Consider the following 22,909-nt stretch of genomic DNA (forward strand, 5'->3'; position numbering starts at 1 on the left):
GTTTCGGTCAACAAGTCCGGCGCAGCGGGCAATACAACGGTGCTTCGCATCGGCACCATGGATCTTGGTCGCTCCGACCGATTTAATCTAGACAGGAGTATCGCCATGCCCAAATTCCTCATCGAACGGCACATCCCCGGCGCCGGCAAGTTCACGCCGGCCGACCTGAAAGCCATCTCGCAGAAGTCCTGCGGCGTGCTGGGCAGCATGGGGCCCGAGATCCAGTGGGTCCACAGCTATGTGACCGACGACCGGATCTACTGCATCTACCAAGCGGCCAACGAGGCGCTGGTGCGCAAGCATGCGGAGCTCGGCGGTTTCCCGGCCGACCGGATCGACCGGGTGTACGGCGTGATCGACCCGGCCACGGCCGAGTGAGGCGAACGCGGCGAGCGGCGGCAAGGACGGTCTGCTGCCCTCTTGCCGCCCGCTCCGATTCAAGCCCTGCGCCTGGGCGATGCCGCAAGCAGAGCGTCGTCCAGGCGAAGGAAGCCCCAGGACATCGGGCCGTCCTTCGCATAGTCCAGCGGAAGGCCCACCGCAACCTTGTAGGGCTGGCCCTCATCGGCGGCAGCGATCACGGTGGGCACCACGGAGTCGGGGTTGCTGTACTCGCTCAGGACGACCTGGGCCTTGCACTGGATGAACCACCATCCGATGTCTTCCGTCGAGATCAGGCTCCACAGCTGGCGCGCCCGGGAGGCTTCGGACCTGGCTTGCATGTCCAGTTGCGGCGCGGCGCCGACCGAATCTCCGAGGGTCAGCACCATGTCGCTTGGCATGGCTGTCTGCAGGTACCACCAGCCCGGCTCCCCGGCCGCAGGAACGAACTCCCACTGCTGGTTTGCCCGCGTCTTGTCGTCCACCGGCTTCTTGTCCCACAGGATCACCGGCGTCCCCGGTGCCGCGGACTGGCCACGTATGTCGAGCACCTTCCTCGTCTCCTTGTGCTGGATGTAGAAGAACTCTCCATGGCCGGGCGTGGGCGGCGGTGGTTCGTTGGCTGCGGACGCCGCGGCAGCGCGCGCCTTCGCTATGGCCGCGGCCACGGCGCTGTTCGGACCCAGCGGCGGAACCAGCGGAGGCGGGACGATGGGTGTCAGCGGGCCGGTGATCTGGTGCCAGTACTTTCCGATGAGCGCGACGGCTTCATCGATGTTCACCTCGTTGCCATGGCGCTGGAGCAATTCGATCGCCTGCGCATTGGTCGAGTTTTCGGGGATGAAGCAGGGCAGCCGGGGATTGATGTTCACATACCGGTCGCCGAGCAGCATCTTGGCCAGGCGCGGCATCGTCTCGGCGGAGGTTCCGCTCAGGCACATGTCGAGCACCGGCGACGACCGTGCCTGGTTCATGAGGAAAGGCGGGGTGTTGTCGAACGGATTGCCGTCGCCGTCCATCCACTGCTTCGCGCCCCATGCGGCCGTGTCGCTGGCGACCCAGTCGGGCATCAGGCCCGTGCCGATCGTGATGGCCACGATCTTCTCGAGCGGCACGCCGTTGCGCACCGCCAGGCAGATGGCTGCGACCGTCGGGTCGTGGTTGAAGAAAGCGCCGTCGACATTGCCGAGCACCGAGCCCAGTTGCCCGGGCATCGCGCCGCTGGACGATGCCGCGATCGCGATTGGCGTGTCGGCATTTCCCTCGAGGCCGTCGATCCTGTCCTGCTCGGTACCGAGCATGTTGGTGAACATGAGCGTGTCCCATGGCTTGGGAACCACGCGGCCGTCCTCCCTGGTTTCCAGGCCGCCGACGTTGAACGAAACCAGCAGCACGCTGCGCGGCGCTTTCGACACCGGCGCATCGCCATGCAGTTCGGCCTGGGAGGCGATCACATCTGCAATCGGATACGCGGGCTTGTCCGGCCGGTCGTTCATGTTGTTGTAGAACTTGATCTCGCCGGTCGGGGAAGTGAACAGCTCGATGAGATCTCCCGGCGTCTTGCCGGCCAGCAATTCGCTCGTGATGATGGCGCCGGTGGAACAGCCCGCCAGCATCAGCGTGTTCTTCAGCACATGGTCGTGCTTTTCGGCCAGGCGCTGCAGGATGGTTGCCGACAGAAGACCGCGAATGCCTCCTCCCACGAATGAGAGGATGGTGAAAACAGGTTGATTCGAATCCACGCAACACTCCTTGGTTGCCCCCCGAATCGGGGGAGCGGAGTGTCTATTGGCGGATTAAATACTGTCTACAAGTGAAATCCCGCTGAATTAGAAGGACCTCATTCGAGCTCTATTGGAAATAATTACGAACTACGGATGCGTTCCACCAATTCCCGTGGCAGCCAAAAGATATAAAAGGCAGAAGGCAAATGAATTGCGCACTCCAAACGCCCACGGATTTCCATTGAATAATGCTTCACCCGATTTCAGGAAAAACAGCCTTCATTCGACCTGAAGCTTGTTCGCGGTTCCTGCCTGCAAGTCCTGCGGCGGCGACGCCTGCTGCTGCCTTTGCACCGGCCCGACCAGCGGGCCCGGTCCGGATTCGCCCAGCCCTCTTCGCCCGGTGCCTCTCACGAGGTGTCGCGGCAAGTGGTGTGTTCTTCGTATCAGCTCGAGGGCCTCGCTGCGCGCTGGTTCGGATGCCGGTAGAAACATCTGCAATACGCTCATGATGTCATCCCGTGAAAGCCAGAAAAATATGGCTGGCTCGGTCTCGAAGACCGCAGCCGCGGGTCTCGATGCGGCCTCTGGCGTGGGTCGCAGGCGCATTATGAGCGCCGAAATGCGACCGGTTCGCACGGCCCCTCGGGCAGTAGTGTTGCTGTGCGCTTAATTACAAACCATAGTATTCATTCAGCTCATTCCGCCGTCACAGGTGCCGCGCCACGAGCACAGCCGCCCCTGCAAGTGAGATGGCGCCACCCACGATTTTCCTCAGCATTCTCATCAGGTTCTCCAGCGTAGAACCTGCATGGTCCAAGGTTTTGGACCCGGGCGGGTTTGGCAATTCTCATGATCGGGATAGCCGGCGCCCGCCAGCGAGCAGCCCTGTAGGCACCCGCCCACGCGCACGGATTGATTTCTCCCGCAAGCGGCGGCCGCAGGCCCGGCGAATGTCGGATGGACGAATTCCGGTTCCTCCTCACGACGCCTCCGTGCGTCGTTAAGCGCTCCCTCGGGAGCGCTTTTTTTTGCCTGCGCCGGCCCGTGCGGCTAGTGCGTCTCGCGGCGCAGCTGCTGCACGTCTTCGTGCAGCGCCTGGGCCCAGGCCCGGCGGTCGCGCCCATGCGAGGACTGCGGCTCGCCGAAGCGCACGATGGCCAGGAGCGGCGGCGCGCGCAGCGTGTTCCAGAGCGAGGTCAGCAGGTTGTCGTCGTCGATGTAGCGCGGCGCCTGGCTGGTTTCTCCGGTGGCCGCATCGGCAAAGCGCAGTGCGGCCGGCAGCACGGGCGCGCCGGACGAAATGGCGGCCTGCAGCAAGTTGGCATGGAAGGGCAGCAGCCCGCGTCCGTCGCTCGTCGTACCCTCCGGGAAGACGCCGATCAGGTCGCCGTTGCGCAGCGCCTCGGTCATGTGGTGCACCACGCGCAGCGCATCGCGGCGGCGTTCGCGCTCGATGTAGAGCGAGCCCGCGCCGGTGGACAGCGTGCCGATCAGCGGCCAGTGCTTCACGCCCGCCTTCGAGACAAAGCGCACGTGGCAGGCGGCGTGGATGGCCGTGATGTCGAGCCACGAGAGGTGATTGCTGATGAGCAGCACCGGCCCCTGCGCGGGCGGCCTGCCCTGCACCTGGAGCGCGATGCCCATGATCTCGAGCAGGCGCCGCGACCACTGCTGCACCCGCAGGTTGCGCTCTTCCTGCGGCAGGCCCGGAAAGGTGAAGCGGATCGTCCACCAGCCACCCAGCGCGTGCCCCACCGCATGCAGCAGGCGCCAGCAGGCCTTCAGTGAGTGGAGCATGTAGCGCTCAGCCTCTCAGCTTTCAATGAATGTTCGTGGAACACCGCGGAGCCGGCTCTGCCGGGCCGCTGGTGAAGGGGGTTGGCGTAGCGACACGAAGTGCGCGAAGACTGGGGGGTGCTCATTGCTAGCCGTGCACGACGCGGCCGGCGACGAGTGTGTGACGGGCGCGCCCCAGCAGCGGATAGCCCGAGAACGGCGTGTGCTTGCCCTGGCTCTTGAGCGCTTCGGGCTGCACCTGCCATTCGAGGCCCGGATCGAAGACGCACAGGTCGGCCACGCCGCCCTCGGCCAGCCGGCCGATGCCGGTGCCTGCATCGGCGGCCGCCAGCAGCCGGGCGGGCGCGGACGTGATGACTTCCAGCGCGCGCACGATCCCCGCGCCGCTGCGTTCGCCCCACTGCAGCGCCAGCGGCAGCAGCAGTTCGAGCCCGGTGGCGCCGGGTTCGGCCTCGGCAAAGGGCAGCGTCTTGGCATCGGCCTCGACCGGCGTGTGGTCGGACACCAGCGCATCGATGGTGCCGTCGGCCAGCGCGGCCGACAGCGCATCGCGGTCGCCCTGCTGGCGCAGCGGCGGATTGAGGCGCGCGCGGCTGTCGAAGAAGCCGATGTCGGTGTCGGCCAGGTGCAGCGAATTGATGCTGACGTCGCAGCTGAGCGGCAGGCCCTGCGCCTTGGCCGCGCGCACCAGCGCCACGCCCGCGGCGCTGGAGATGCGGCACAGGTGCACGCGCGCACCGGTGCTCTTCATGAGCTCGACGATGGTGAAGATCGCGATGGTTTCGGCCGACACCGGCACGCCCGAGAGGCCCAGGCGCGTGGCCAGCGGGCCGCTGGCCGCCACGCCCTTGCCAAGGTCGCGGTCCTGCGGGCGCAGCCACACGGTGTAGCCGAAGGTGCTCGCGTAGAGCAGCGCGCGCTGCAGCACCTGGGTGTCGGCCAGCGGCACGTCGGCCTGGCTGAAGCCGATGCAGCCGGCCTCGGTGAGCTCGGCCATTTCGGTGAGCACGCCGCCCGCAAGGCTGCGCGTGAGCGCGCCGAGCGGAAAGAGCCGTGCGCCCTGCAGCTTCTCGGCGCGGAACTTGAGCATCTCGACCAGGCCGGGCTCGTCGAGCACGGGGTCGGTGTCGGGCGGGCACACGAGGCTGGTGACGCCACCCGCAACGGCCGCGGCCATTTCGCTTTCGAGCATGCCTTCGTGCTCGTAGCCGGGCTCGCGCAGGCGCGCGGCCAGGTCGACGAGGCCGGGCGCGACGATGCAGCCCGCCGCATCGATGGTGCGCTCGGCCTTGAAGCCGGCCGGCGTGTGGCCGATACCGGCGATTTTGCCGTCGGCAATGGCGATGTCGGTCTTCTTGTCGGTGCCCGAGGCGGGGTCGATCACTCGCCCGTTGGTAATCAGTGTTCTGCTCATGCTTCGTTCCCGGCCACGATGCTCATCACGGCCATGCGGACCGCGATACCAAAAGTGACCTGCGGGAGGATCACGCTCTGCTTTCCATCGACCACGGCGGAGTCGATTTCCACGCCGCGGTTGATCGGCCCCGGATGCATGACGATGGCATCCGATTTCGCCAGCTGCAGCTTCTCGGGCGTGAGGCCGTAGGTCTTGAAGAACTCCTGCGACGAGGGCAGCAGCGCGCCGCTCATGCGCTCGTTCTGCAGGCGCAGCATGATGATGACGTCGCAGTCCCTGATGCCCTCTTCGAGCGTGTGGCACACGCGCACGCCCATGCCGGCCATGTCGCCGGGCACCAGCGTCTTGGGGCCGACCACGCGCACCTCGGCGCAGCCGAGCGTGGTGAGCGCATGGATGTCGGAGCGCGCCACGCGCGAGTGCAGCACGTCGCCGACGATCGCCACCGTGAGGTTCGCAAAATCCTTCTTGTAGTGGCGGATCGTGTACATGTCGAGCAGCCCCTGCGTCGGGTGCGCGTGGCGGCCATCGCCGGCGTTCACCACGTGCACGTGCGGCGCCACATGCTGCGCGATCAGGTAGGGCGCGCCCGACTCGCTGTGGCGCACCACGAACAGGTCGGCCGCCATCGCGCTCAGGTTGGCGATGGTGTCGAGCAGCGACTCGCCCTTGGTGGCCGAGGAGCGCGCGATGTCCAGGTTGATGACGTCGGCCGACAGGCGCTTGGCCGCGATCTCGAAGGTGGTGCGGGTGCGCGTGCTGTTCTCGAAAAACAGGTTGAACACGCTCTTGCCGCGCAGGAGCGGCACCTTCTTCACCTCGCGGTCGCTCACGCTCGTGAAGTTGGCGGCGGTGTCGAGAATGTGCGTGACGATGTCCTTGGGCAGGCCCTCGATCGACAGCAGGTGGATCAGTTCGCCGTTCTTGTTGAGCTGGGGATTTCGCTTGTAGAGCATCAACGGTTCTCCTCGACCTTGAGGCTGAAGGCGCCGTCGTCGGCGCGGGCGAGCGCGAGCAGCTGCGTATCGGGCAGCGTGAGCTTCGCGGCCGCGAAATCGGCCGCCACCGGCAGCTCGCGCCCGCCGCGGTCCACCAGCACCGCGAGCCGCACGCAGGCCGGGCGGCCGAAGTCGAACAGCTCGTTGAGCACGGCGCGGATGGTGCGGCCGGTGTAGAGCACGTCGTCCAGCAGCAGCACGTCCGCGCCGTTCACGTCGAAGGGCAGCGCGGTCTGTGCGCTGGCCGAGAGGCCGCGGCGCGCGAAGTCATCGCGGTGCATGGCCGACGAGATGACGCCGGGCGCACCAGGCAGGCCCAGGTCCTTCTGCAGCCGCTCGACCAGCCAGGCGCCGCCGGAGGTGATGCCCACCAGCCTGGTATCGGGGCGCATCAGCGTCTTCACGCCAGCCAGCAGCTTCGTGTAGAGCGCTTCGGCATCGGGTATTGAACTCACGGGAGGCTCCTCAAAAATTGCTCCAGGATGATGCAGGCCGAGGCCGCATCGGCGTCGCGCGCGCCCGAAGCCAGCGCCTCGGTCGTGCTGTAGCGCTCGTCGACCTCGAACACCTGGAGATTGAAACGGCCGCGCAGCTGGCGCGCGAACTTCTGCGCGCGGCGGGTGTTCTCGTGCGGGGCGCCGTCGGGGTGGAAGGGCACGCCGACCACCAGCGCGTCGGGCTGCCATTCCTTGATGCGGGCCTCGACCTGCGCAAAGCGGGCGTCGCCCTCGGCCTTGATGGTGGCTTGCGGCGTCGCGGCGCCGAGCAGGCGGTTTCCGCTGGCGACGCCGGTGCGCTTCAGGCCGAAGTCGAAGGCCAGGAAGCTCTGGAAGTGGGGAGGAACGGCAACGGCGACAGGGGTGGCGGAGGGAGCGGCGGGAGGGGCGGGAACGTCTGGCATGGCAGCGGCCATCACGCGTGTCCCGCTTCCGGCGACAGTTTCCAGGCTTCCAGGCCCAGCAGCAGCAGCGCCTTGTCGTAGCGCTGCTCGACCGGGGTATCGAAGATCACGGCCGGATCGGCGCCCACGGTGAGCCAGCTGTTCTCGGCCAGTTCCGATTCGAGCTGCCCCTCGCCCCAGGCCGAATAGCCGAGCGAAACCAGCACCTTGCGCGGGCCCGCGCCGGTGGCCAGGGCCTCGAGCACGTCCTTGGAGGTGGTCATTTCGAGGCCGCCGGGAATGGTCATGGTCGAGGCGTAGACCGATTCCTCGGGCTTCTCGGCATGGGTGAACACCGGCTCGTGCAGCACGAAGCCGCGCTCGGTCTGCACCGGCCCGCCCTGGAAGACGGGGGCGTCGCCGAGTTCGGGACGCGACAGGTGGAGTTCGATCTTCTCGAACAGCACCTTCAGGTTGATGTCGCTGGGTTTGTTGATCACCAGCCCGAGCGCACCGCGCTCGCTGTGTTCGCACAGGTAGACGACGCTGCGGTTGAAAGTTTTATCTTCCATCCCCGGCATCGCGATCAGGAAGTGATGCGTAAGGTTCATCGGGGCAGAATCGGCAGCCATATGCCGCCGATTTTACTGGCCGTCGACAAGACCTATCCCAAAGGGCTCATGTGGTTTCGCCGCGACCTGCGCGTGGACGACAACGCGGCCCTGTACCACGCGCTGCGGGCCTGCCGGCAGGTGGTGTGCGTTTTCGTGTTCGACCGGGCCATCCTGGACCCGCTGCCCCGGGTCGACCGGCGCGTGGAATTCATCCGGGAATCGCTGGTGGAGCTCGAGGAAGAACTGCGGGCGCTGAGCGGCGGGCTGATCGTGCGGCACGCCCACGCCATCGAGGAGATTCCGGCGCTGGCGCACAGCCTGGACGTGCAGGCCGTCTTCGCCAACCGCGACGACGAGCCCGACGCGCTGGCGCGCGACGCCCAGGTGCTGGGCGCCCTGGCCAACGCGGGCGTGAGCTTCTACACCTACAAGGACTGCACCGTCTTCGAGCGCGACGAGGTGCTCAACAAGACCGGCCAGCCGTACACGGTGTTCACGCCCTACAAGCGGGCCTGGCTCGCCAAGGTGGACGCCTTCTTCCTGAAGCCGTACCCGGTGCGCAGCCATGCCGACGCGCTGGCGCCGCCGCCCGCGGCCCATCGCACCCCGGTGCCTTCGCTCGAGGACCTCGGCTTTGGCCGGAGCAATCTCTCCGGGCTCGACATTCCCACCGGCAGCCAGGGTGCGGCGGCGCTGTTCGAGGACTTTTTCCAGCGCATCGACCGCTACGATGCCGCGCGCAATTTTCCGGCGGTGCGGGGGCCGAGCTACCTGGGCGTGCACCTGCGCTTCGGCACCGTGTCGATCCGGCAGCTCGCCGGGGTTGCGCACCAGCTCTTCCTGCAGGGCGACGCGGGCGCGGCCGCCTGGCTTGGCGAGCTGATCTGGCGCGAGTTCCATTTCCAGATCCTGGTGCACTTTCCGCACGTGCATTCGGGCGGCGAGTCGAAGAGCTTCCGGCCCGCGTACGACAAGATCCAGTGGCACCACGGCAAGCATGCCGACCAGCTGTTCGAGGCCTGGTGCCAGGGCCGCACGGGCTATCCGCTGGTGGACGCGGCCATGCTGCAGATCAACCAGAGCGGCTACATGCACAACCGCCTGCGCATGGTTGTGGCCAGTTTCCTCTGCAAGGACCTGGGGCTGGACTGGCGGCGCGGCGAGCGCTACTTTGCGCTGCACCTGAACGACTTCGAGCTGGCCTCGAACAACGGCAACTGGCAATGGGCCAGCTCCAGCGGCTGCGACGCGCAGCCCTGGTTCCGCATCTTCAACCCGGTGACGCAGAGCGAGCGCTTCGACCCCGAGGGCAAGTTCATCCGGCGCTACCTGCCGCAGCTCGCGGGGCTGTCGAATGCCGCGATCCATGCACCCTGGACGGCATCGCCGGTGGAACTGGAAGCCGCCGGCATCAAGCTCGGCGAGACCTACCCCAGGCCGGTGGTCGACCATGCCGAGGCGCGCGAGCAGACGCTGCGGCGCTACGGTGCGGTGCGCGGCGCGGACCAGCCGCCGCTCAGCGGCGCGTCAGCACGATCTCCGCGCCGGCGTCGGAGCGCCCCCTGAGCGTGCCCGCGTCGAGCTGCTGGAAGGTGATGAGGTTGTCGCGGCAGCCGGTGAGCGCCTTGCTGCCCTGGAAGTGCAGCTCGTAGACGCCGCTTTCCACGCGCCGCCACAGCATCGGTGTCGGGATGCCGACGCAGGGGTCGCCAGGGTTCTGCGCCAGCGTGCGCCAGGTGCCGCCTGCCGCCTGCAGCTGCATCTGCGCATCGACCTGGCGGCCGTTCTTGAGCGTGATGCGCGCGGTCCACTCGCCTTCCAGCCCGTCGGCCGCCTGGCCCGCGGCCAGCCCGGCAGCCGTGGCCAACATGCCGGCGCAGGCCGCGGCGCGCCAAGAGCTGCGCCTCATACCGCGCTCCCGATGCCCAGTTGGGGCTTCATCGCCTCCCAGGCCACGCCGTTGAGGCGGCGCGCGGTGTTGACGTTGTACCTGGCGTCGGACTTGGTTGCGCGCACCACATAGACCTTGCCGCCGTACTCGCCGAAGGTGCGCAGCGATCCCACGCCGGCCGGCGGATGGCCGCCGTCGAAGGCCAGCACGCGCGCGCCGCCCTCGGTGCGCAGCTCCACCGTGCCGGTCTCGGTGGCCGCGCAGGTGTCGTACGCGTTGGTGGCCGAATCGAAGTTGCAGGCGTAGTACTGCACCGTGCCGGGGCCGGTGAAGGCCGCGCGCAAGAGGCGCGTCTGCTGCTCGTTCAGCACGCCCAGGCTGATGGTGCCGGCGCCGGCAGGCAGGGTGGCGCCCGAGGCCGGGAAGGCCGCGATCAATGCTTCCAGCGTGGTGAAGCCGGTCGTCTCATGGGGGTTGGCCAGGTTGATCGAATAGGGCTGCGCCAGGTCCACGCCGAGGCGGTAGCGCAGCTGCGAGCCGGCCGGGAAGGTGGCGTCCGGATTGGCGAAAGCGGCCGCCGGCACCACACCGAAGATGCTGTTGCCATCGGCCGCCTGCATCTCGGCCACCACCTCGGCCATCTTGCGGCCGGAGATGTCGGTGACCGCGGCATGGCCGAGGCTGCGCGTGGTGCCGCCGCAATAGTCGCTGCGGCTCGGCGTGCCAAAGGTGCTGGTGAAGGCCGCGTTCTCGTCGCAGCGCACCCAGCCGCTGGCGCCCAGTTGCACGACACCGTAGAGCGTGTCGTGGGCGGTGGGTGCACCGTTGGTCAGGCCTTCGCGCCGGTCGGTGAGCTTCAGCTTGCCGGTGGCGGGATCGGGCACGCCATCGGTCGGGTAGGTCCGCGCGATGTAGTGGTCGGCGCGCGCGAAGTCCAGCCGGGCCAGCTGGTCCGAGGCCACCGGCGTGACGGTCGCCGGATCGACCAGCCGCAAGGCCACGCCGCTGTGCAGCGCATCGGCCGTGACCAGCGCGGCGGTGAAGGCGTTGTCCTCGAGGCGGCCGGGGTCGGCCACGGCCACGCCCTGGTAGTCGTACAGCTGGGCAACCTCGGGCAGGCCCAGCTGCAGCAGCACCAGCGCCTCGGCCCGCTCGGGCGCCAGGCCCGCCGCCATGCCCGCCTGCAGCAGCGTGGTCAGCGGATTGACCTGCCCGCGGTGCCCGGCCGGCGCGCTCATGGTGAAGGGCTGGGAGAACGATGGCAGCGAGGGATTGCCGCCGTCCACCTGCGCCAGCAGCGGCGCGGCGGCAAGCTCGGCTGCCGCGGCCGCATCGGCCGGCGTGTAGCCGAAGCTGTAGGCGCCGTCCTCGCCGGTCTTGTTGGCGGCCGCGGGCTCGCCTTCGTCGCAGGCGCCGTTGCGGTTGCGGTCCACGCAGACCAGCGCCCCACTCACCGGGCCGAGCACCATCACCTTGCCCGACACCGTGACCGGCGATGGGGACGACGGCGGGTTGCCGCCGCCCGGGGGACCGAACGGCGGAAAGCCACCTCCGCCCCCGCCACCTCCTCCGCCGCCGCAGGCGGACAGCGCCAGCAGAAGGCCTGCGCAGGCCGACGGAACGGCCGCTCTGGTGAATCGAATGTGCATGGTCTTTCCTCCAGGTTGCGTCGGGTACCGGGTTTGCCGGAAAAGCGAACCTTCGTTCTCAACAGTGTGGGAGGGCGGTCTGCACGGCGCATCACGCAAATGCACGATGCGCGGCGACCGGCGAAGCGGTAGTAGGTACCCCTTGCGCGTTGACACCCGGCGGCGCGGGCGCGCATCATGGCCGCGGGAAAAACCGGCAGGCCAGGGAGGCATCACATGAACCGGAATCTCGCACTGCGCCGCACGCTCGACGCCATCGCGCACCTGGACGATCCGCAGCCGCCATGGCGCGACCTGCTGCAAGGCATGCAGCAGGTGATCGGCGGCGACAGCGCCACCTTCATCCTGCTGGAACGCGGCAGCGAGCTGCTGAGCTTCCAGCAGGTCAATGTTTCACCGGCCGCCGAGCGCGAATACATGCAGCATTTCTGCGCCCACGACATCCTGATTCCGCCGACCCTCGGCGCCGCGCCTGGAAGCTGGTTCGACACGCACGAGATGTTCTCGCCGGCCTTTCTCTCGAAGAATCTTTACTACGCCGACTTCATGTGCCGCCATGGCGCGCGCCAGATGCTGGCCTGCATCCTCGACGAGGGCCCGCAGCGGCGCGGCGGCCTCACGGTGCAGCGCAGCACGGCCGCGCATGCGCGCCGCCTGCTCGACAGCACGCGGATCCGCCGCGTCACCCAGGCGCTGCGCCAGGGGCTGGCGCGCCGCGACGAGCGCGCCCGGCTGTGGCTCGGCGGCGCCGAATCCGCGTTTGCGGCCTTCGGCGAGGCGGTCTTGCTGGTGACGCCCGCGGGCACAGTGCTGCGCGCATCGGCCGGCGCGCAGGAGTTCTTCGGCACCAGCCGCTCGCTGCGCCCGCGCGGCCAGCGGCTCTGGCATCCGGATGCGCAGACACAGCAGGCGCTGGCGGCCGGCCTTCGGCTGGCGGCGCAATCGCGTCAGCGGGTCTGCCTGCCCATCTCCGGCGGACCGGCAGGCCTGCAAGAACTGGAAATGGCACGCGCCGCGCCGCAACTGAGCCTGGGCGAGGAGGTGCTGGTACTGGTGCGCATCCGCCTCGGCCGTTCGCAGGCGACGCCCTCGATCGACAGCCTCTGCGGCGCCTTCGGCATCACCCCTGCCGAGGCGCGCGTGCTGGCGGCGCTCGTCGCGGGCCAGTCGCCCAAGCAGCATGCCGGCGCGCAGGGCGTGTCGGTGCACACGGTGCGCAGCCAGCTCGGCTCGCTGATGGCCAAGATGGGCTGCACGCGGCAGGTCGAGCTGGTGCGCAAGGCGCTGCTTGCGTCCTAGGCTTCAGGACGGCCGGCCGCGGCCCCGGCTCAGGCCACTGCCAGCGTGGCGGCAGGCTCGCTGGTGTAGCTGCGCACCAGGCGCAGCAGTTCTTCTTCCGAGTAGGGCTTGCCGAGGTAGTGGTTCACGCCCAGCGTGCGCGCGTAGTCGCGGTGCTTCTCGGCGATGCGCGAGGTGATCATGATGATCGGCAGGCCGGCCATCGAATCGTCCGCGCGGATGTTGCGCGCCAGGTCGAAGCCGTCCATGCGCGGCATCTCGATGTCCGACAGCACCACGGCCGGGCGCTCCTGCTGCAGGCGTTCGAGCGCCTGCAGGCCGTCGGCCGCGAGCGACACGCGATAGCCTTCGCGCTGCAGCAGGCGCTGCGTCACGCGGCGCACGGTGATGGAGTCGTCGACCACCAGCACCAGCGGCACCTGCGGCGCCGCGGGGGCCAGCATCGGCAACGGCTCCTGCGGCGCACCATGGTCGGCGCCGGCGGCATGCGCGGGCGCGGCCAGCGCAGCGGCCTGGCGCTCGCGCGCCTGTTCGCCATGCACCGCGGCCACCGCCACCGGGTTGTAGATGAGCGCCACCGCGCCCGAAGCCAGCACCGAGATGCCCGCCAGGCCCGGCAACCGGGCCAGCTGCGGCCCGAGGTTCTTGACCACGACTTCCTGGTTGCCCAGCACTTCGTCCACATGCAGGCCGACCCGCTGCGCCGCGCTTCGCACGATCACGACGGTGTTGTTCCTGCTCGTGGGATGCTCGCTGCGCGCGGAGGCCTGCAGCAATGCGCCGGCCCAGTAGAAGGGCACCTGCTCGCTGCCGAACGGATGGCTGTTGTGCAGGTAGGCGGCCTCGAGCTCGGCGCTGCTCACGCGCTGCACCAGTTCGACCAGGTTCGACGGCACGCCGATCGACACCTCGCCGGCGCGCAGCATCACCACGTGCGTCACCGCGGTGGTGAGCGGCAGCACCAGCTTGAAGGTGGTGCCCTGGCCTGCCACGCTGCGCGTCTCGATGCGGCCGCCGAGCGCGGCGATCTGCGCGCGCACCACGTCCATGCCGATGCCGCGGCCGGCCAGCTCGGACACCTGTCCGGCGGTCGAGAAGCCGGGCTTGAAGATCAGTTCGGTGGCTTCCTCGGGCGAGAGTTCCTGGCCGGGCGCAAGCAGGCCGAGCGTGCGGGCGCGCTCGGCGATGCGGCCGTGGTCGAGGCCGGCGCCGTCGTCGCGGAAGCTCACCGAGACGTCGTTGCCCTCCTGGTGCAGGTCGATCACGATCAGGCCGTTGGCGTCCTTGCCGGCCTTTTCGCGCGCCGCCGGGTCCTCGATGCCGTGCGCCACGCAGTTGCGCAGCAGATGTTCGAAGGCGGGCGTCATGCGGTCGAGCACGCCGCGGTCCATTTCGATGGAGCCGCCGACGATGTCCAGGCGCACCTGCTTGCCGGTGTCCTTGGAGGCCTGGCGCACCACGCGGTAGAGGCGGTCGGAGATGCCCTCGAACTCCACCATGCGCGTGCGCAGCAGGCCGCGCTGCAGTTCGCGCGTCTGGCGCGCCTGCACGCTGAGGTCGTCTTCCGTGGCCTGCACCGTCTTTTGCAGCGTGCGCTGCACGGTGGCCACGTCGTTCACCGACTCGGCCATCATGCGCGTGAGTTCCTGCACGCGGGTGAAGCGGTCGAACTCCAGCGGGTCGAAGCTCTGCTGCGAATCCTTGGCCTGGGCCAGGCGCGACTGCATCTGGCTTTCGGCCTGCACCTCGATGTCGCGCAGCTGCTGGCGCAGGCGGTCGAGGTTGCCCGTGAGGTCGGAGAGCGAGCCGCGCAGCTGGCCGAGTTCGGCCTCCAGGCGCGATCGCGTGATGATGACCTCGCCGGTCTGCGCCACCAGGCGGTCGAGCAGCTGGGTGCGGATGCGCACGGCCTGGCTCGACACCGCACGCAGCGGTGCCAGCAGCGCGGGGGCCGGACGCGGCAGCAGCGATGGCGCGGCGGCGGTTTCCGCGGACGCGCTGGCGTTCTCGTCGGCGGCGGCCAGTGTCTCGTCGTTGGCGGACACACCCGATTCGGCAGGAACCTGCACCAGCTGCACGCCCGGCGAGGTCACCGAGGCCGTCGCCACCAGCTGGGCCACTTCGGCCTGGGTGGCATCGTCCGCGGCGCGCAGGGCGTCGAAGGTGGCCTGCAGCGCATCGAGGCGCATGAGCAGCTTCTCGATCTCGGCCCGGTCGGCGCCGCCCTGGGTGCCCAGCACTTCGATCTCGGACTCCATGCGGTGCGCGCGCTCTCCAAGGCGCATGGCGCCGGCCAGCCGGGCGCTGCCCTTGAGCGTGTGCAGCGTGCGCAGCACCGAGGCGCGCGGCGCGCTGTCGTCGGGGTGGTGCGCCCATTGGCGCAGCGCCTGGCCCAGCTGGGGCAGCAGCTCCGCCGCTTCTTCCTCGAAGATCGGGAACAGGTCGACGTCGACCGCATCGGCCATGTCGATGGCGTCTTCGGAATCGTCCAGCGCCACGTCGGCCACGTTGCCCTGCGCCACCAGGTGCTGGAGCGGACGGGTCTCGACGCGCGCGGCGGCCTCGGCCGGCATTGGCGCGGCAGCAATGTCGCGCAGCGCCTGCAGCGTTCCTTCGGACGGCTCGCGCAGGAAACCGACGGCAAACTGGTGCAGCAGGCGGCGCAGCTCGTCGGCCGCGGCCACCAGCACCACGCCCTGTTCGCGCGAGCCGCTGCCCTGCATCTGCAGATGCTGCAGCGCGGCTTCGAGCAGGCGCGCCATGCCCGAGAGGCTGTGGAAGCCGACCGTGGCCGAGCTGCCGGCCAGCGAATGTGCGAGCGCAACGGTCGAGTCGGACAGCCGCTCGTGCGATTCGAGCGCCCACTCGCCCACTTCGGTGGCGAGCTGCCTGGACCACTCGTCGGCCTCGTTGAGGTAGACGTTGTAGAGCGCAATGCCGATGCGCAGCGGCCCGATGACCTTCACCTGGTCTTCGGCACCGGAGGCAGCGGCGGCTTCGGCGGTTTCCTCGGCCTCGACCGGCGCCGCGGTTTCTTCGGCGGCGGCGGGCGTAGCTTCCGCAACCTGGGCCGATGCTTCATCGGCAACGGCGGCTTCTTCAGGCTCCAGCAGCAGGGCCGGCGCGGCCACGGGCTCTTCGGCGGGCACCGCTGGTGCGGGCTCTTCCGCCGGCACCGGTGCGGGCTCCTCGGCAAGCGCCACGGGCTCGTCTGCCTTCGCTGGCACGATCTCGGTCGCCCAGTCGAGGTCGGGCAGCCCGTCCAGGGCTGGAGATTCGGGCGTATCGGCGGCCGGTGCCGGCTCGACGGCGGGTTCCGCCGTGAAGCGGGCGATCGACTGGACCGGCGCCTGCGCATTCGCGGGCGCAAGAAAATCGAAGTCGGCGCTGTGGTCGAAGGCCTCGAGCGCGTCGGCATCCGGCGTCGGCCGGGATTCGAAGTCGAGGAAATCGGTGGAAGCGAAATCGTCGTCGGCTTCGGGCTTTGCCGCGGCCGGCGGCGTTTGCGGCGGCAGCAGTTCGAATTCCGCGGCGGGTGCCGCTTCCACCGGCGCTGCGGGGGAAAGCGACAGGTCGGGCAGTTCCGGAAGCTCCGGCAGCTGGGCGAGTTCCGGCAGTTGCGCGGGTTCCGGCGCCGGCGCGGGAGCGGCCGGCTGCGGCTCCGCGGCAATGTGGCGCGCGGCCACGGCCAGGGCGTCGGCATCGGCGACCCACGTGGGGGCGGCGGGCACGGGTTCGCCCGCCAGCAGCGCGTTGGCGACGCGGCTGAAATGCGCCGCTTGCCAGCCGTGCTGGGCACCGGACGCAATGGCCTCGACCCACTGGCTGAACTCCTCGAGCGCCTTGCGGGTGCCGGTGAGCAGGTCGGGCGTGGCGTCGCGCTGGTCAGCCAGCCAGGTGTTGAGCACCTGCTCGAAGGACCAGGCGGCATCGCCGAAGTCGGTCAGGCCGACCATGCGCGAGCTGCCCTTGAGCGTATGGAACGCGCGCCGCAGGATGGTGAGTTCCTCGGTGTCGTCGGGGTGGCTGCCCAGCTCGTCGATGGCGGCCAGGCCGTTCTGCACCACCTCGCGGGCTTCGTCGAGGAAGATGTTCTGCAGGTCGTCTTCTTCGAGCTCGGTCACCTCGGTATCGGGCAGGGCCGCGGGACCGGCGATCTTGTGGGTCCAGCTGTCGGCCTTGCGGCTGAACTCCTCGATCGGCGAGACCTTCGCCTTGCGGTTGGGCGTGGCGAGCGCGGCGAGCTTGGAGGCGATCTGGGCATCGACCTCCTCGATGCTGAGCACCGCTTCGGCGGCCGCGGGCGCGGCGCCGGGGGCCGCGGCTTCCGCGGCGGTGCTGTCGGCGGCCTGGCGGCCCATCAGCGGCTTGAGTTCGCCGGCATCGGCGTCGAACACGAACAGGCGCTTGGCGAGCGTCGGCTGGTAGCCCAGCATGTCGATCAGGAAGCCCAGCGCGCCCAGGTTGTTGCCGAGCGCATCGAAGCTCTGCATCTCCTCGACCGGCGATGCGTTGCCCACCAGCATCTGCTCGACGTCGTCGCGCATGCGCTGCACGGTGCTGGCGGCCTGGTCGAGCCCCAGCACCGAGAACACGCCGCGCATCTGCAGCAGCTGGCTCGGCACGGTGCGCAGCAAGGCCTTCTCGGCGGGGCGGCGGAAATACTGGTCGAGCGATTTCTCGAGCTCGCTCAGGTGGCTGCGCAGTTCGTCGACCACGGTGCCCATGGTCTGGCGGTCGCTCACGCGCCGGTACAGGTCCTCCATCCAGGGCTCGAGCGGCTCCGAATGCCCGCCTGCGCGCACGCGCTCGATGCGGCCGGCCAGCTGCAGGGTGCGGGAAGTGAGCTGCGGATCGCTCGGGTCCAGGTCTTCGAGCGCGGCTTCCAGGTAGAGCACCGAGGTGGCGACTTCCATCGCCAGCTCGGTATCGGGCGGCTGGCTGGAGCGCACCGAGGCGTCGACCGCATGGGTGAGCGCCTCCACCATCGGCAGGATGGGCGGATGGAGCTTCTGCAGCGATTCGCCCAGCTGCGCGAAGGTGTCGGCCACCTGGCGCGTGCGGGTGATGTCGCCGCCCGAAAGCGCCGACCACATTTCCTTGGCGGTTTCGATGCGCTTGCGCGCCTGCGCCAGCACCAGCGGGTCGTAGCGGCCGAACTGCTCGACCGTGTAGTCGACCTGCTGCTCGCCGGCCACGCCCCAGGCGGTACGGACGGTGCGCAGGGTGGCGGCTTCGTCCTGTGCGCCGGGCACGGCCTGGGCGCAGAAGAACAGCAGGTCCTGGCCCAGGCGGTCGGACACCGCGCTGTCGCCGCGCGCCAGGGTGGCGTACTGCAGCAGCACGCGGGAAGCGGCGCGCTTCACATACGAATCGGCGGGAATCAGGCCCAGCGCCAGGGCCTCGAAGAAGCCTGCGGCCAGCGTCCAGAAGCTGGCGACGCGGGGCAGCAGCGCACCGCGCCCGAGCCCCAGGCACAGTGCATGCAGCCGCCGCGCGGCCTGCGGATCGCCGGTCTTGACCAGCTGCAGCACCTCTCGGTCGAGCCGCGAGCGTACGGCCGGGTCATAGCTGACGGCGGCCTGGGTCAGCGCGGGCCGCACTTCGACCCAGCGCCAGGCAGTGCTCCACAGGTCCGCCGGATGAACGCGCTCGTTGCCGACCAGTTCGAGCACGTCGCGGTATTGCGGGAACAGCGCCACCGACGACACGGCCTTGCCGGCCAGGAGCGCGTTGAGGAAATCGGTGACGGCAAAGCCGGCGCGCTCGATCTTCTGGACCGCGCTGTCGGTGCAACGCTGCGGCTCGGCGATGAAGCCCTGCACCGCAAACTCGATGGCGCCGAGCACCAGCGCAGGTGCGGTGTTGCCCACCATCTGCAGCGCGCCCACGGATTGGTGCAGCTGCTGGCGGGCCACCTGCAGCGGGCCGCTTTCGAGCTCCGAGGCATTGCCCACGTCGCGCACGAAGCGCCGCAGCGACTTGCCGACGCTGTCGAGGGATTTCTGGATTTCTCCCAGAACCCAGGCCAGCGGCCCAAGGTCTTCGGTGGCCGGCACGTTGCCAGCGAGGGGGGCCGTGGCAGGGGTTTGAGTCGACACGTTGGATGCTCGCCGTTTTCTTGACTGTCAGTTTTCCACTGGGCGCTGCGCGCCCCGAATGCACGAAGTCATCGCGGCCACTTCGTGAAACACCGCAGAACCGGCTTTGCCGGGCTGCTGGTGTTGCCCCCGGAAGGGGGTTGGCGAAGCGACACGAAGTGCGCGAAGACTGGGGGAGAGCTTCATCAGGCGATCTTGAATCGGGCCACCGAGCGGCGCAGTTCCTCGGCCATCTGGGACAGCTCGCGCACCTGCTGGGCGGTGTTGCGGGTACCTTCTCCGGTCTGCTCGGTCACGGCAAAGATGTGCTGGATGTTGGCGGCCACCACGTTGGCCGAATCGGCCTCGCGGGAAGCGGACTGCGAAATCTGCTCGATGAGGTCTGCAAGCCGGCGCGACACGCGGTCGATCTCGGACAGCGCGGTACCGGCATTGTCGGACAGCTTGGCCCCTTCGACCACACCCTGCGTGGAACGCTCCATGGCGCCCACCGCATCCTGCGTGTCGGTCTGAATGGCCTTCACCAGCGCCGAGATCTGGCGCGTGGCGTCGGCGGAGCGTTCAGCCAGGCGCTGCACTTCTTCGGCCACCACCGAGAAGCCGCGGCCGGCTTCACCGGCCGATGCGGCCTGGATGGCGGCGTTCAGCGCCAGCACGTTCGTCTGCTCGGTAATGTCCGAGATCAGCTCGGTGATTTCGCCGATCTCCTGCGACGACTCGCCCAGGCGCTTGATGCGCTTGGAGGTTTCCTGGATCTGGTCGCGGATGGAGTTCATGCCGCCGATGGCGTTCTGCACGGCCTGCAGGCCCGAGGACGCAGCCTGCAGCGACTGGCGCGCCACCGTGGCGGACTCCTGCGCCTGCGAGGACACACCGTTGATCCGCTCGGCCATGGTCACCACCGACTGGCCGGTTTCGCGAATCTCGCGCAGCTGCTCGGTCGAGGCAGCGAGCAGTTCGGTCGAGGTGCTTTCCACCTGCGAGGTGGTCTGCGCCACGCGGGTGGCCGTGTTCTGCACGTTGCCCACCAGCAGGCGCAGTTCTTCCACCGTGTAGTTCACCGAGTCGGCGATGGCGCCGGTGATGTCCTCGGTCACGGTGGCTTCCTGCGTCAGGTCGCCTTCGGCCACCGTCTGCAGTTCGTTCATCAGCCGAAGAATGGCGGCCTGGTTGGCATTGTTGATGCGGCCGGCCTCTTCGCTGGCCTGCTCGGCCGCGAGACGCTCGCGCTCGGCCACGACAGCACGTTCGCGGCCTTCGCGCACCTGCACGAAACCGATGGCGCCGGCCAGCGCCAGGGCGGCCAGCGAGAGCACGAACAGCATCACGATCGTTCCGGCGCCGAGACCCGTGCGTGCGGACAGCTTGTCCTGCAGCTCGCCGAGCGATTTGCGCAGCGGTTCGCTGTCGGTCAGGATGGAGGCCTGCGCCTCGCGCGCGGCCACCAGGCCCTGCAGGTTGCCCAGAATGGCCGAGGCCTGCGTGCGCATCTGCTCGTAGGTCTTGAGAATGGCTGCGAGCTGCTCGCGGGTCTGCGGGTCTTTCGAGCCGGGGAAGCGCTGCTGCGCATTGCCGTCGAGCAAGCCGCGCGTGGTTTCCTGGAAGGTGTTCAGGTCCTTGCCGAGCAGGAACACGGCGTCGGGGTTCACGCCCTCGACCGTGAAGAATTCGTTGGTCGACTTGCCGATGCGCTGGGTCAGCATGACGAGCTGGCCGGCCGCCGAAATTTCAGGCAGCGTGGCGTTCTGCTGCATCTTCAGCGAAGCGACGGTTTCCGTCATTTCGAGCAGCGCGGACGACTGCTGGTTGATGTCGCGCAGAGCGGCGCCCACCTGGGTCAGGATCTGGCGCTGGGCCAGCACGACCTTGGCGCTGGCATCGGCACGGACAACCAGGGGGTTGATCTTGGCCATGTCCTCGTCGTACTGGTTGCCCACGCGCTCCAGGCGCAGGGCGTCGTCGCCGTTGGTCAGGCCCTGCACGCGGCGCGTGAGGTCGTCGGCGCTGTCCTTCACTTCGACGAATGCGGGGGCGCTGCCCACGAGGGCCTGGGAGATCGATTTTGCGAGCCGCTGCGACTGCATCAGCGACTGGCCGGTGGCGGCCACCTGCTGCGCAAGGCGCTCGGCGCGAAGAATGGCGGAGCCGGCCACCAAGAGCAGCAGCAGCACCACCACCGCGAGCATGATGGCCAGGATGCGCTGCTGGCGCGCCGGGTTCGAACCCGCTCGACCGCCCGCGGCCTGGGCGCTTTCGGGCGATGCCGCCTCGTTGGCCGCCTCGCTGCCGCCGAGCATTTCGTCGGCAAAGCCGGCGGGCAGCGGCGCGGCCGGGGCGCCGTCCTTGCGGGCCAGCCGAATGGTCTTTTCCTCCAGCGCCTGAACCGTGTCGACGTCGTCGAGCGATATGGAACCGGAGCCGTCGACGCGGGCCTTGTCGTTGCCGCTGTTCGCGGGCAGTAATTTCTTGAACTTGTCGGCGATCGAGCTCACGGTCGGTCCTTCAGGTGGTTGTCTTTGGGCTGTGCGGAAGCACTAGGCGCCAATACTCAAAAACTCGGGTTGCTGCGAAAGCGCCTGCAGGTTGACTTCCTGCCAGCGCTCGCCCGCCGCATCGGTGTACAGATGCCCCAGCCAGGCGGGTGCTTGCGCATCCGGCGGCTCCGAAGCCGTGAAGGCCTCGGCGCCGCGCAATCCCGCCAGCCGGTCGACCAGCAGTGCGCAGTTCACTTCGAGCAGCTCGTTGAGGGCAACGAGCCGCGATTGCATGCGGGCCGCCTCGGTGGCGGCCGTGTTGTCCGGCGCGCCGGAAGCGAATGCCGACAGGTGCACCACGCCATAGAGGCCGCCGCGCAGGTTGGCCACGCCCAGGAACCAGGGCTGCGTGTAGGGCACGGGCTGCGGCGGCGTCCACGGGAAGATTTCTCCCGCGTGGCCGAGTGGGAACAGGTACTTGCCCTCTCCCGCCTCGACCGCGAGCCACGAGGCGGCGACGCCGGTCGTGCGCGCAGCCTGCAGGCGGCTCGCAAGCCGGGACTGGAAGGCTCGGAGAGCGTCGCGATTGGCCATGGACTCGGCAGGCGCCTGCTCAGGCCAGCGCGCTGATCTTGGACATCAGCTCGGCCGCGTTGACCGGCTTCACGATGTAATCGCGGGCGCCCTGGCGCATGCCCCAGACGCGATCGGTTTCCTGGTTCTTGCTGGTGCACAGGATGATCGGGATGGCGGCGTACTGCGGATCGCGGGCAATGGCGCGCGTCAGCTGGAAGCCGTTCTGGCCGGGCATGACGACATCCATGAGGATCAGGTCGGGCTGGTCCTCTTCGAGCCGGCGCATGGCGTCTTCGGCGTTTTCGGCGGTCTTGACCGCAAAGCCGTTCTTCTGGAGCAGGTCCGAGAGGAACACCAGTTCCGTCTTGGAGTCGTCGACGACGAGGATTTTTCGAATGGGCATTTACTGCACTTCCTGTTGAAGGGTGCCAAACTGCTGCACGGCCTGCAGCAGCTGGTCTTTGGTGAAAGGTTTGGTCAGGTAGTCTTGCGACCCGACCATGCGGCCGCGAGCCTTGTCAAAGACGCCGTCCTTGGAAGAGAGCATCACGACCGGAACATTGGAGAAATGAGCGTTGCGCTTGATGATGGCGCAAGTCTGGTAGCCGTCCAGCCGCGGCATGAGGATGTCGCAGAAAATCAGATGCGGCTTGTGGTCGTTAACCTTGGAGAGCGCGTCGAAGCCGTCTTCCGCGAGAAGAACCTCGTGCCCGCCCTGCTTCAGAAATATTTCGGCACTGCGCCGGATCGTATTGCTGTCGTCGATGACGAGCACCTTGTAACCTGATCCATTCGGCCCCATTGCACATGCTCCTGCTGAGATGAGACTTGGATGCCCGCCGCGCCGTACATCGGCGCAAATCGCGTAGCCCTATGCCATGCTTCAGATTTCAACCATTTCGAAGTCTTCCTTGCGCGCACCGCACTCAGGACAGGTCCAGTTCATCGGGACATCGGCCCAGGCCGTGCCCGCCGCGATGCCGTCTTCCGGTACACCAACCGCTTCGTCATAGATCCACCCACAAATCAGGCACATCCAAGTTTTCGTATTCATCGGAGCTTAAAGTCCTTGTTCATTAAATGCAACGAGTGTATCTATGCGTAT

At 68.3% G+C, this 22,909-nt stretch carries 18 protein-coding genes; 3 read left to right on the plus strand and 15 right to left on the minus strand.

Annotated elements, in window-relative coordinates; all coding sequences use genetic code 11:
* Positions 1 to 105 precede the first annotated feature (105 nt).
* Entirely contained in the window at positions 106 to 378 is a 273-nt protein-coding gene (locus EJO66_RS09590; RefSeq protein ID WP_124958676.1) for a DUF4242 domain-containing protein, read from the plus strand.
* Positions 379 to 437: 59 nt separating this feature from the next.
* On the opposite strand, the gene EJO66_RS09595 is transcribed toward EJO66_RS09590, so the two are convergent.
* The 7 genes from EJO66_RS09595 to EJO66_RS09630 all read right to left on the minus strand — a co-directional run bounded on the left by EJO66_RS09595 (position 438) and on the right by EJO66_RS09630 (position 7,832).
* Positions 438 to 2,123: a patatin-like phospholipase family protein gene (locus EJO66_RS09595; protein WP_125965172.1), complete on the minus strand. Its 1,686-nt coding sequence runs from the start codon at positions 2,121 to 2,123 to the stop codon at positions 438 to 440.
* Positions 2,124 to 3,158: 1,035 nt separating this feature from the next.
* The gene (locus EJO66_RS09605) at positions 3,159 to 3,905 is read right to left on the minus strand and encodes a lysophospholipid acyltransferase family protein (RefSeq protein WP_124958679.1); all 747 of its coding nucleotides are present in this window, start codon (positions 3,903 to 3,905) and stop codon (positions 3,159 to 3,161) included.
* 127 nt (positions 3,906 to 4,032) lie between these two features.
* A complete protein-coding gene (locus EJO66_RS09610) occupies positions 4,033 to 5,319 on the minus strand; it encodes a dihydroorotase (RefSeq protein WP_124958680.1) in 1,287 nt (428 codons plus the stop codon).
* The gene (locus tag EJO66_RS09615; protein WP_015867378.1) at positions 5,316 to 6,278 is read right to left on the minus strand and encodes an aspartate carbamoyltransferase catalytic subunit; all 963 of its coding nucleotides are present in this window, start codon (positions 6,276 to 6,278) and stop codon (positions 5,316 to 5,318) included. Before EJO66_RS09615 ends, EJO66_RS09610 begins: the two co-directional genes overlap by 4 nt.
* Positions 6,278 to 6,775: a bifunctional pyr operon transcriptional regulator/uracil phosphoribosyltransferase PyrR gene (gene pyrR, locus EJO66_RS09620; RefSeq protein WP_124958681.1), complete on the minus strand. Its 498-nt coding sequence runs from the start codon at positions 6,773 to 6,775 to the stop codon at positions 6,278 to 6,280. Before pyrR ends, EJO66_RS09615 begins: the two co-directional genes overlap by 1 nt.
* On the minus strand, positions 6,772 to 7,221 hold the full coding sequence (ruvX, locus tag EJO66_RS09625; protein ID WP_124958682.1) for a Holliday junction resolvase RuvX: 450 nt from the start codon (positions 7,219 to 7,221) through the stop codon (positions 6,772 to 6,774). The genes pyrR and ruvX overlap by 4 nt, the downstream gene beginning before the upstream one ends.
* Positions 7,222 to 7,232: 11 nt before the next feature.
* The gene (locus EJO66_RS09630; RefSeq protein WP_124958683.1) at positions 7,233 to 7,832 is read right to left on the minus strand and encodes a YqgE/AlgH family protein; all 600 of its coding nucleotides are present in this window, start codon (positions 7,830 to 7,832) and stop codon (positions 7,233 to 7,235) included.
* Between EJO66_RS09630 and EJO66_RS09635 the strand changes: the two genes are divergently transcribed.
* A complete protein-coding gene (locus EJO66_RS09635; RefSeq protein WP_125965173.1) occupies positions 7,833 to 9,380 on the plus strand; it encodes a cryptochrome/photolyase family protein in 1,548 nt (515 codons plus the stop codon). It begins immediately after the preceding gene.
* Here the strand turns inward: EJO66_RS09635 and EJO66_RS09640 are convergent.
* Together EJO66_RS09640 and EJO66_RS09645 are read right to left on the minus strand one after the other, a co-directional pair.
* Positions 9,331 to 9,723, minus strand: coding sequence for a hypothetical protein (locus tag EJO66_RS09640; protein ID WP_125965174.1), 393 nt, complete (start codon positions 9,721 to 9,723; stop codon positions 9,331 to 9,333). The two genes, EJO66_RS09635 and EJO66_RS09640, sit on opposite strands and share 50 nt — an antisense overlap.
* A complete protein-coding gene (locus EJO66_RS09645; RefSeq protein ID WP_164547804.1) occupies positions 9,720 to 11,354 on the minus strand; it encodes a hypothetical protein in 1,635 nt (544 codons plus the stop codon). The genes EJO66_RS09640 and EJO66_RS09645 overlap by 4 nt, the downstream gene beginning before the upstream one ends.
* 216 nt (positions 11,355 to 11,570) lie before the next feature.
* Here EJO66_RS09645 and EJO66_RS09655 point away from each other — a divergent pair, with 216 nt between their 5' ends.
* Complete coding sequence (locus tag EJO66_RS09655; protein ID WP_124958688.1) at positions 11,571 to 12,653, plus strand: helix-turn-helix transcriptional regulator; 1,083 nt, start codon at positions 11,571 to 11,573, stop codon at positions 12,651 to 12,653.
* 29 nt (positions 12,654 to 12,682) lie between these two features.
* Here EJO66_RS09655 and EJO66_RS09660 read toward each other — a convergent pair whose 3' ends face one another.
* From EJO66_RS09660 to EJO66_RS09685, 6 genes are all read right to left on the minus strand, one after another.
* Entirely contained in the window at positions 12,683 to 18,754 is a 6,072-nt protein-coding gene (locus EJO66_RS09660; RefSeq protein ID WP_125965176.1) for a hybrid sensor histidine kinase/response regulator, read from the minus strand.
* A 185-nt stretch (positions 18,755 to 18,939) separates the two neighbouring features.
* Positions 18,940 to 21,246, minus strand: coding sequence for a methyl-accepting chemotaxis protein (locus tag EJO66_RS09665; protein ID WP_124958690.1), 2,307 nt, complete (start codon positions 21,244 to 21,246; stop codon positions 18,940 to 18,942).
* Positions 21,247 to 21,288: 42 nt separating this feature from the next.
* A complete protein-coding gene (locus tag EJO66_RS09670; protein ID WP_124958691.1) occupies positions 21,289 to 21,822 on the minus strand; it encodes a chemotaxis protein CheW in 534 nt (177 codons plus the stop codon).
* A gap of 19 nt (positions 21,823 to 21,841) precedes the next feature.
* Positions 21,842 to 22,207 (minus strand): response regulator, encoded by a 366-nt coding sequence (locus EJO66_RS09675; RefSeq protein WP_015867389.1) that lies wholly within the window; start codon positions 22,205 to 22,207, stop codon positions 21,842 to 21,844.
* On the minus strand, positions 22,208 to 22,606 hold the full coding sequence (locus tag EJO66_RS09680; RefSeq protein WP_015867390.1) for a response regulator: 399 nt from the start codon (positions 22,604 to 22,606) through the stop codon (positions 22,208 to 22,210).
* Positions 22,607 to 22,687: 81 nt separating this feature from the next.
* On the minus strand, positions 22,688 to 22,858 hold the full coding sequence (locus tag EJO66_RS09685; protein ID WP_007838397.1) for a rubredoxin: 171 nt from the start codon (positions 22,856 to 22,858) through the stop codon (positions 22,688 to 22,690).
* Between the last annotated feature and the right edge of the window lie 51 nt (positions 22,859 to 22,909).

Origin of the sequence: Variovorax beijingensis (assembly GCF_003951285.1) — a bacterium.
Classification (GTDB): Bacteria; Pseudomonadota; Gammaproteobacteria; order Burkholderiales; family Burkholderiaceae_C; genus Variovorax; species Variovorax beijingensis.

Coding starts and splice junctions, on each gene's coding strand:
- EJO66_RS09680 (WP_015867390.1), bottom strand. CDS start 22,606: ATGGGGCCGAATGGATCAGGTTACAAGGTGCTCGTCATCGACGACAGC.
- EJO66_RS09670 (WP_124958691.1), bottom strand. CDS start 21,822: ATGGCCAATCGCGACGCTCTCCGAGCCTTCCAGTCCCGGCTTGCGAGC.
- EJO66_RS09605 (WP_124958679.1), bottom strand. CDS start 3,905: ATGCTCCACTCACTGAAGGCCTGCTGGCGCCTGCTGCATGCGGTGGGG.
- EJO66_RS09590 (WP_124958676.1), top strand. CDS start 106: ATGCCCAAATTCCTCATCGAACGGCACATCCCCGGCGCCGGCAAGTTC.
- EJO66_RS09610 (WP_124958680.1), bottom strand. CDS start 5,319: ATGAGCAGAACACTGATTACCAACGGGCGAGTGATCGACCCCGCCTCG.
- EJO66_RS09675 (WP_015867389.1), bottom strand. CDS start 22,207: ATGCCCATTCGAAAAATCCTCGTCGTCGACGACTCCAAGACGGAACTG.
- EJO66_RS09640 (WP_125965174.1), bottom strand. CDS start 9,723: ATGAGGCGCAGCTCTTGGCGCGCCGCGGCCTGCGCCGGCATGTTGGCC.
- EJO66_RS09630 (WP_124958683.1), bottom strand. CDS start 7,832: ATGGCTGCCGATTCTGCCCCGATGAACCTTACGCATCACTTCCTGATC.
- ruvX (WP_124958682.1), bottom strand. CDS start 7,221: ATGCCAGACGTTCCCGCCCCTCCCGCCGCTCCCTCCGCCACCCCTGTC.
- EJO66_RS09645 (WP_164547804.1), bottom strand. CDS start 11,354: ATGCACATTCGATTCACCAGAGCGGCCGTTCCGTCGGCCTGCGCAGGC.
- EJO66_RS09635 (WP_125965173.1), top strand. CDS start 7,833: ATGCCGCCGATTTTACTGGCCGTCGACAAGACCTATCCCAAAGGGCTC.
- EJO66_RS09655 (WP_124958688.1), top strand. CDS start 11,571: ATGAACCGGAATCTCGCACTGCGCCGCACGCTCGACGCCATCGCGCAC.
- EJO66_RS09685 (WP_007838397.1), bottom strand. CDS start 22,858: ATGAATACGAAAACTTGGATGTGCCTGATTTGTGGGTGGATCTATGAC.
- EJO66_RS09615 (WP_015867378.1), bottom strand. CDS start 6,278: ATGCTCTACAAGCGAAATCCCCAGCTCAACAAGAACGGCGAACTGATC.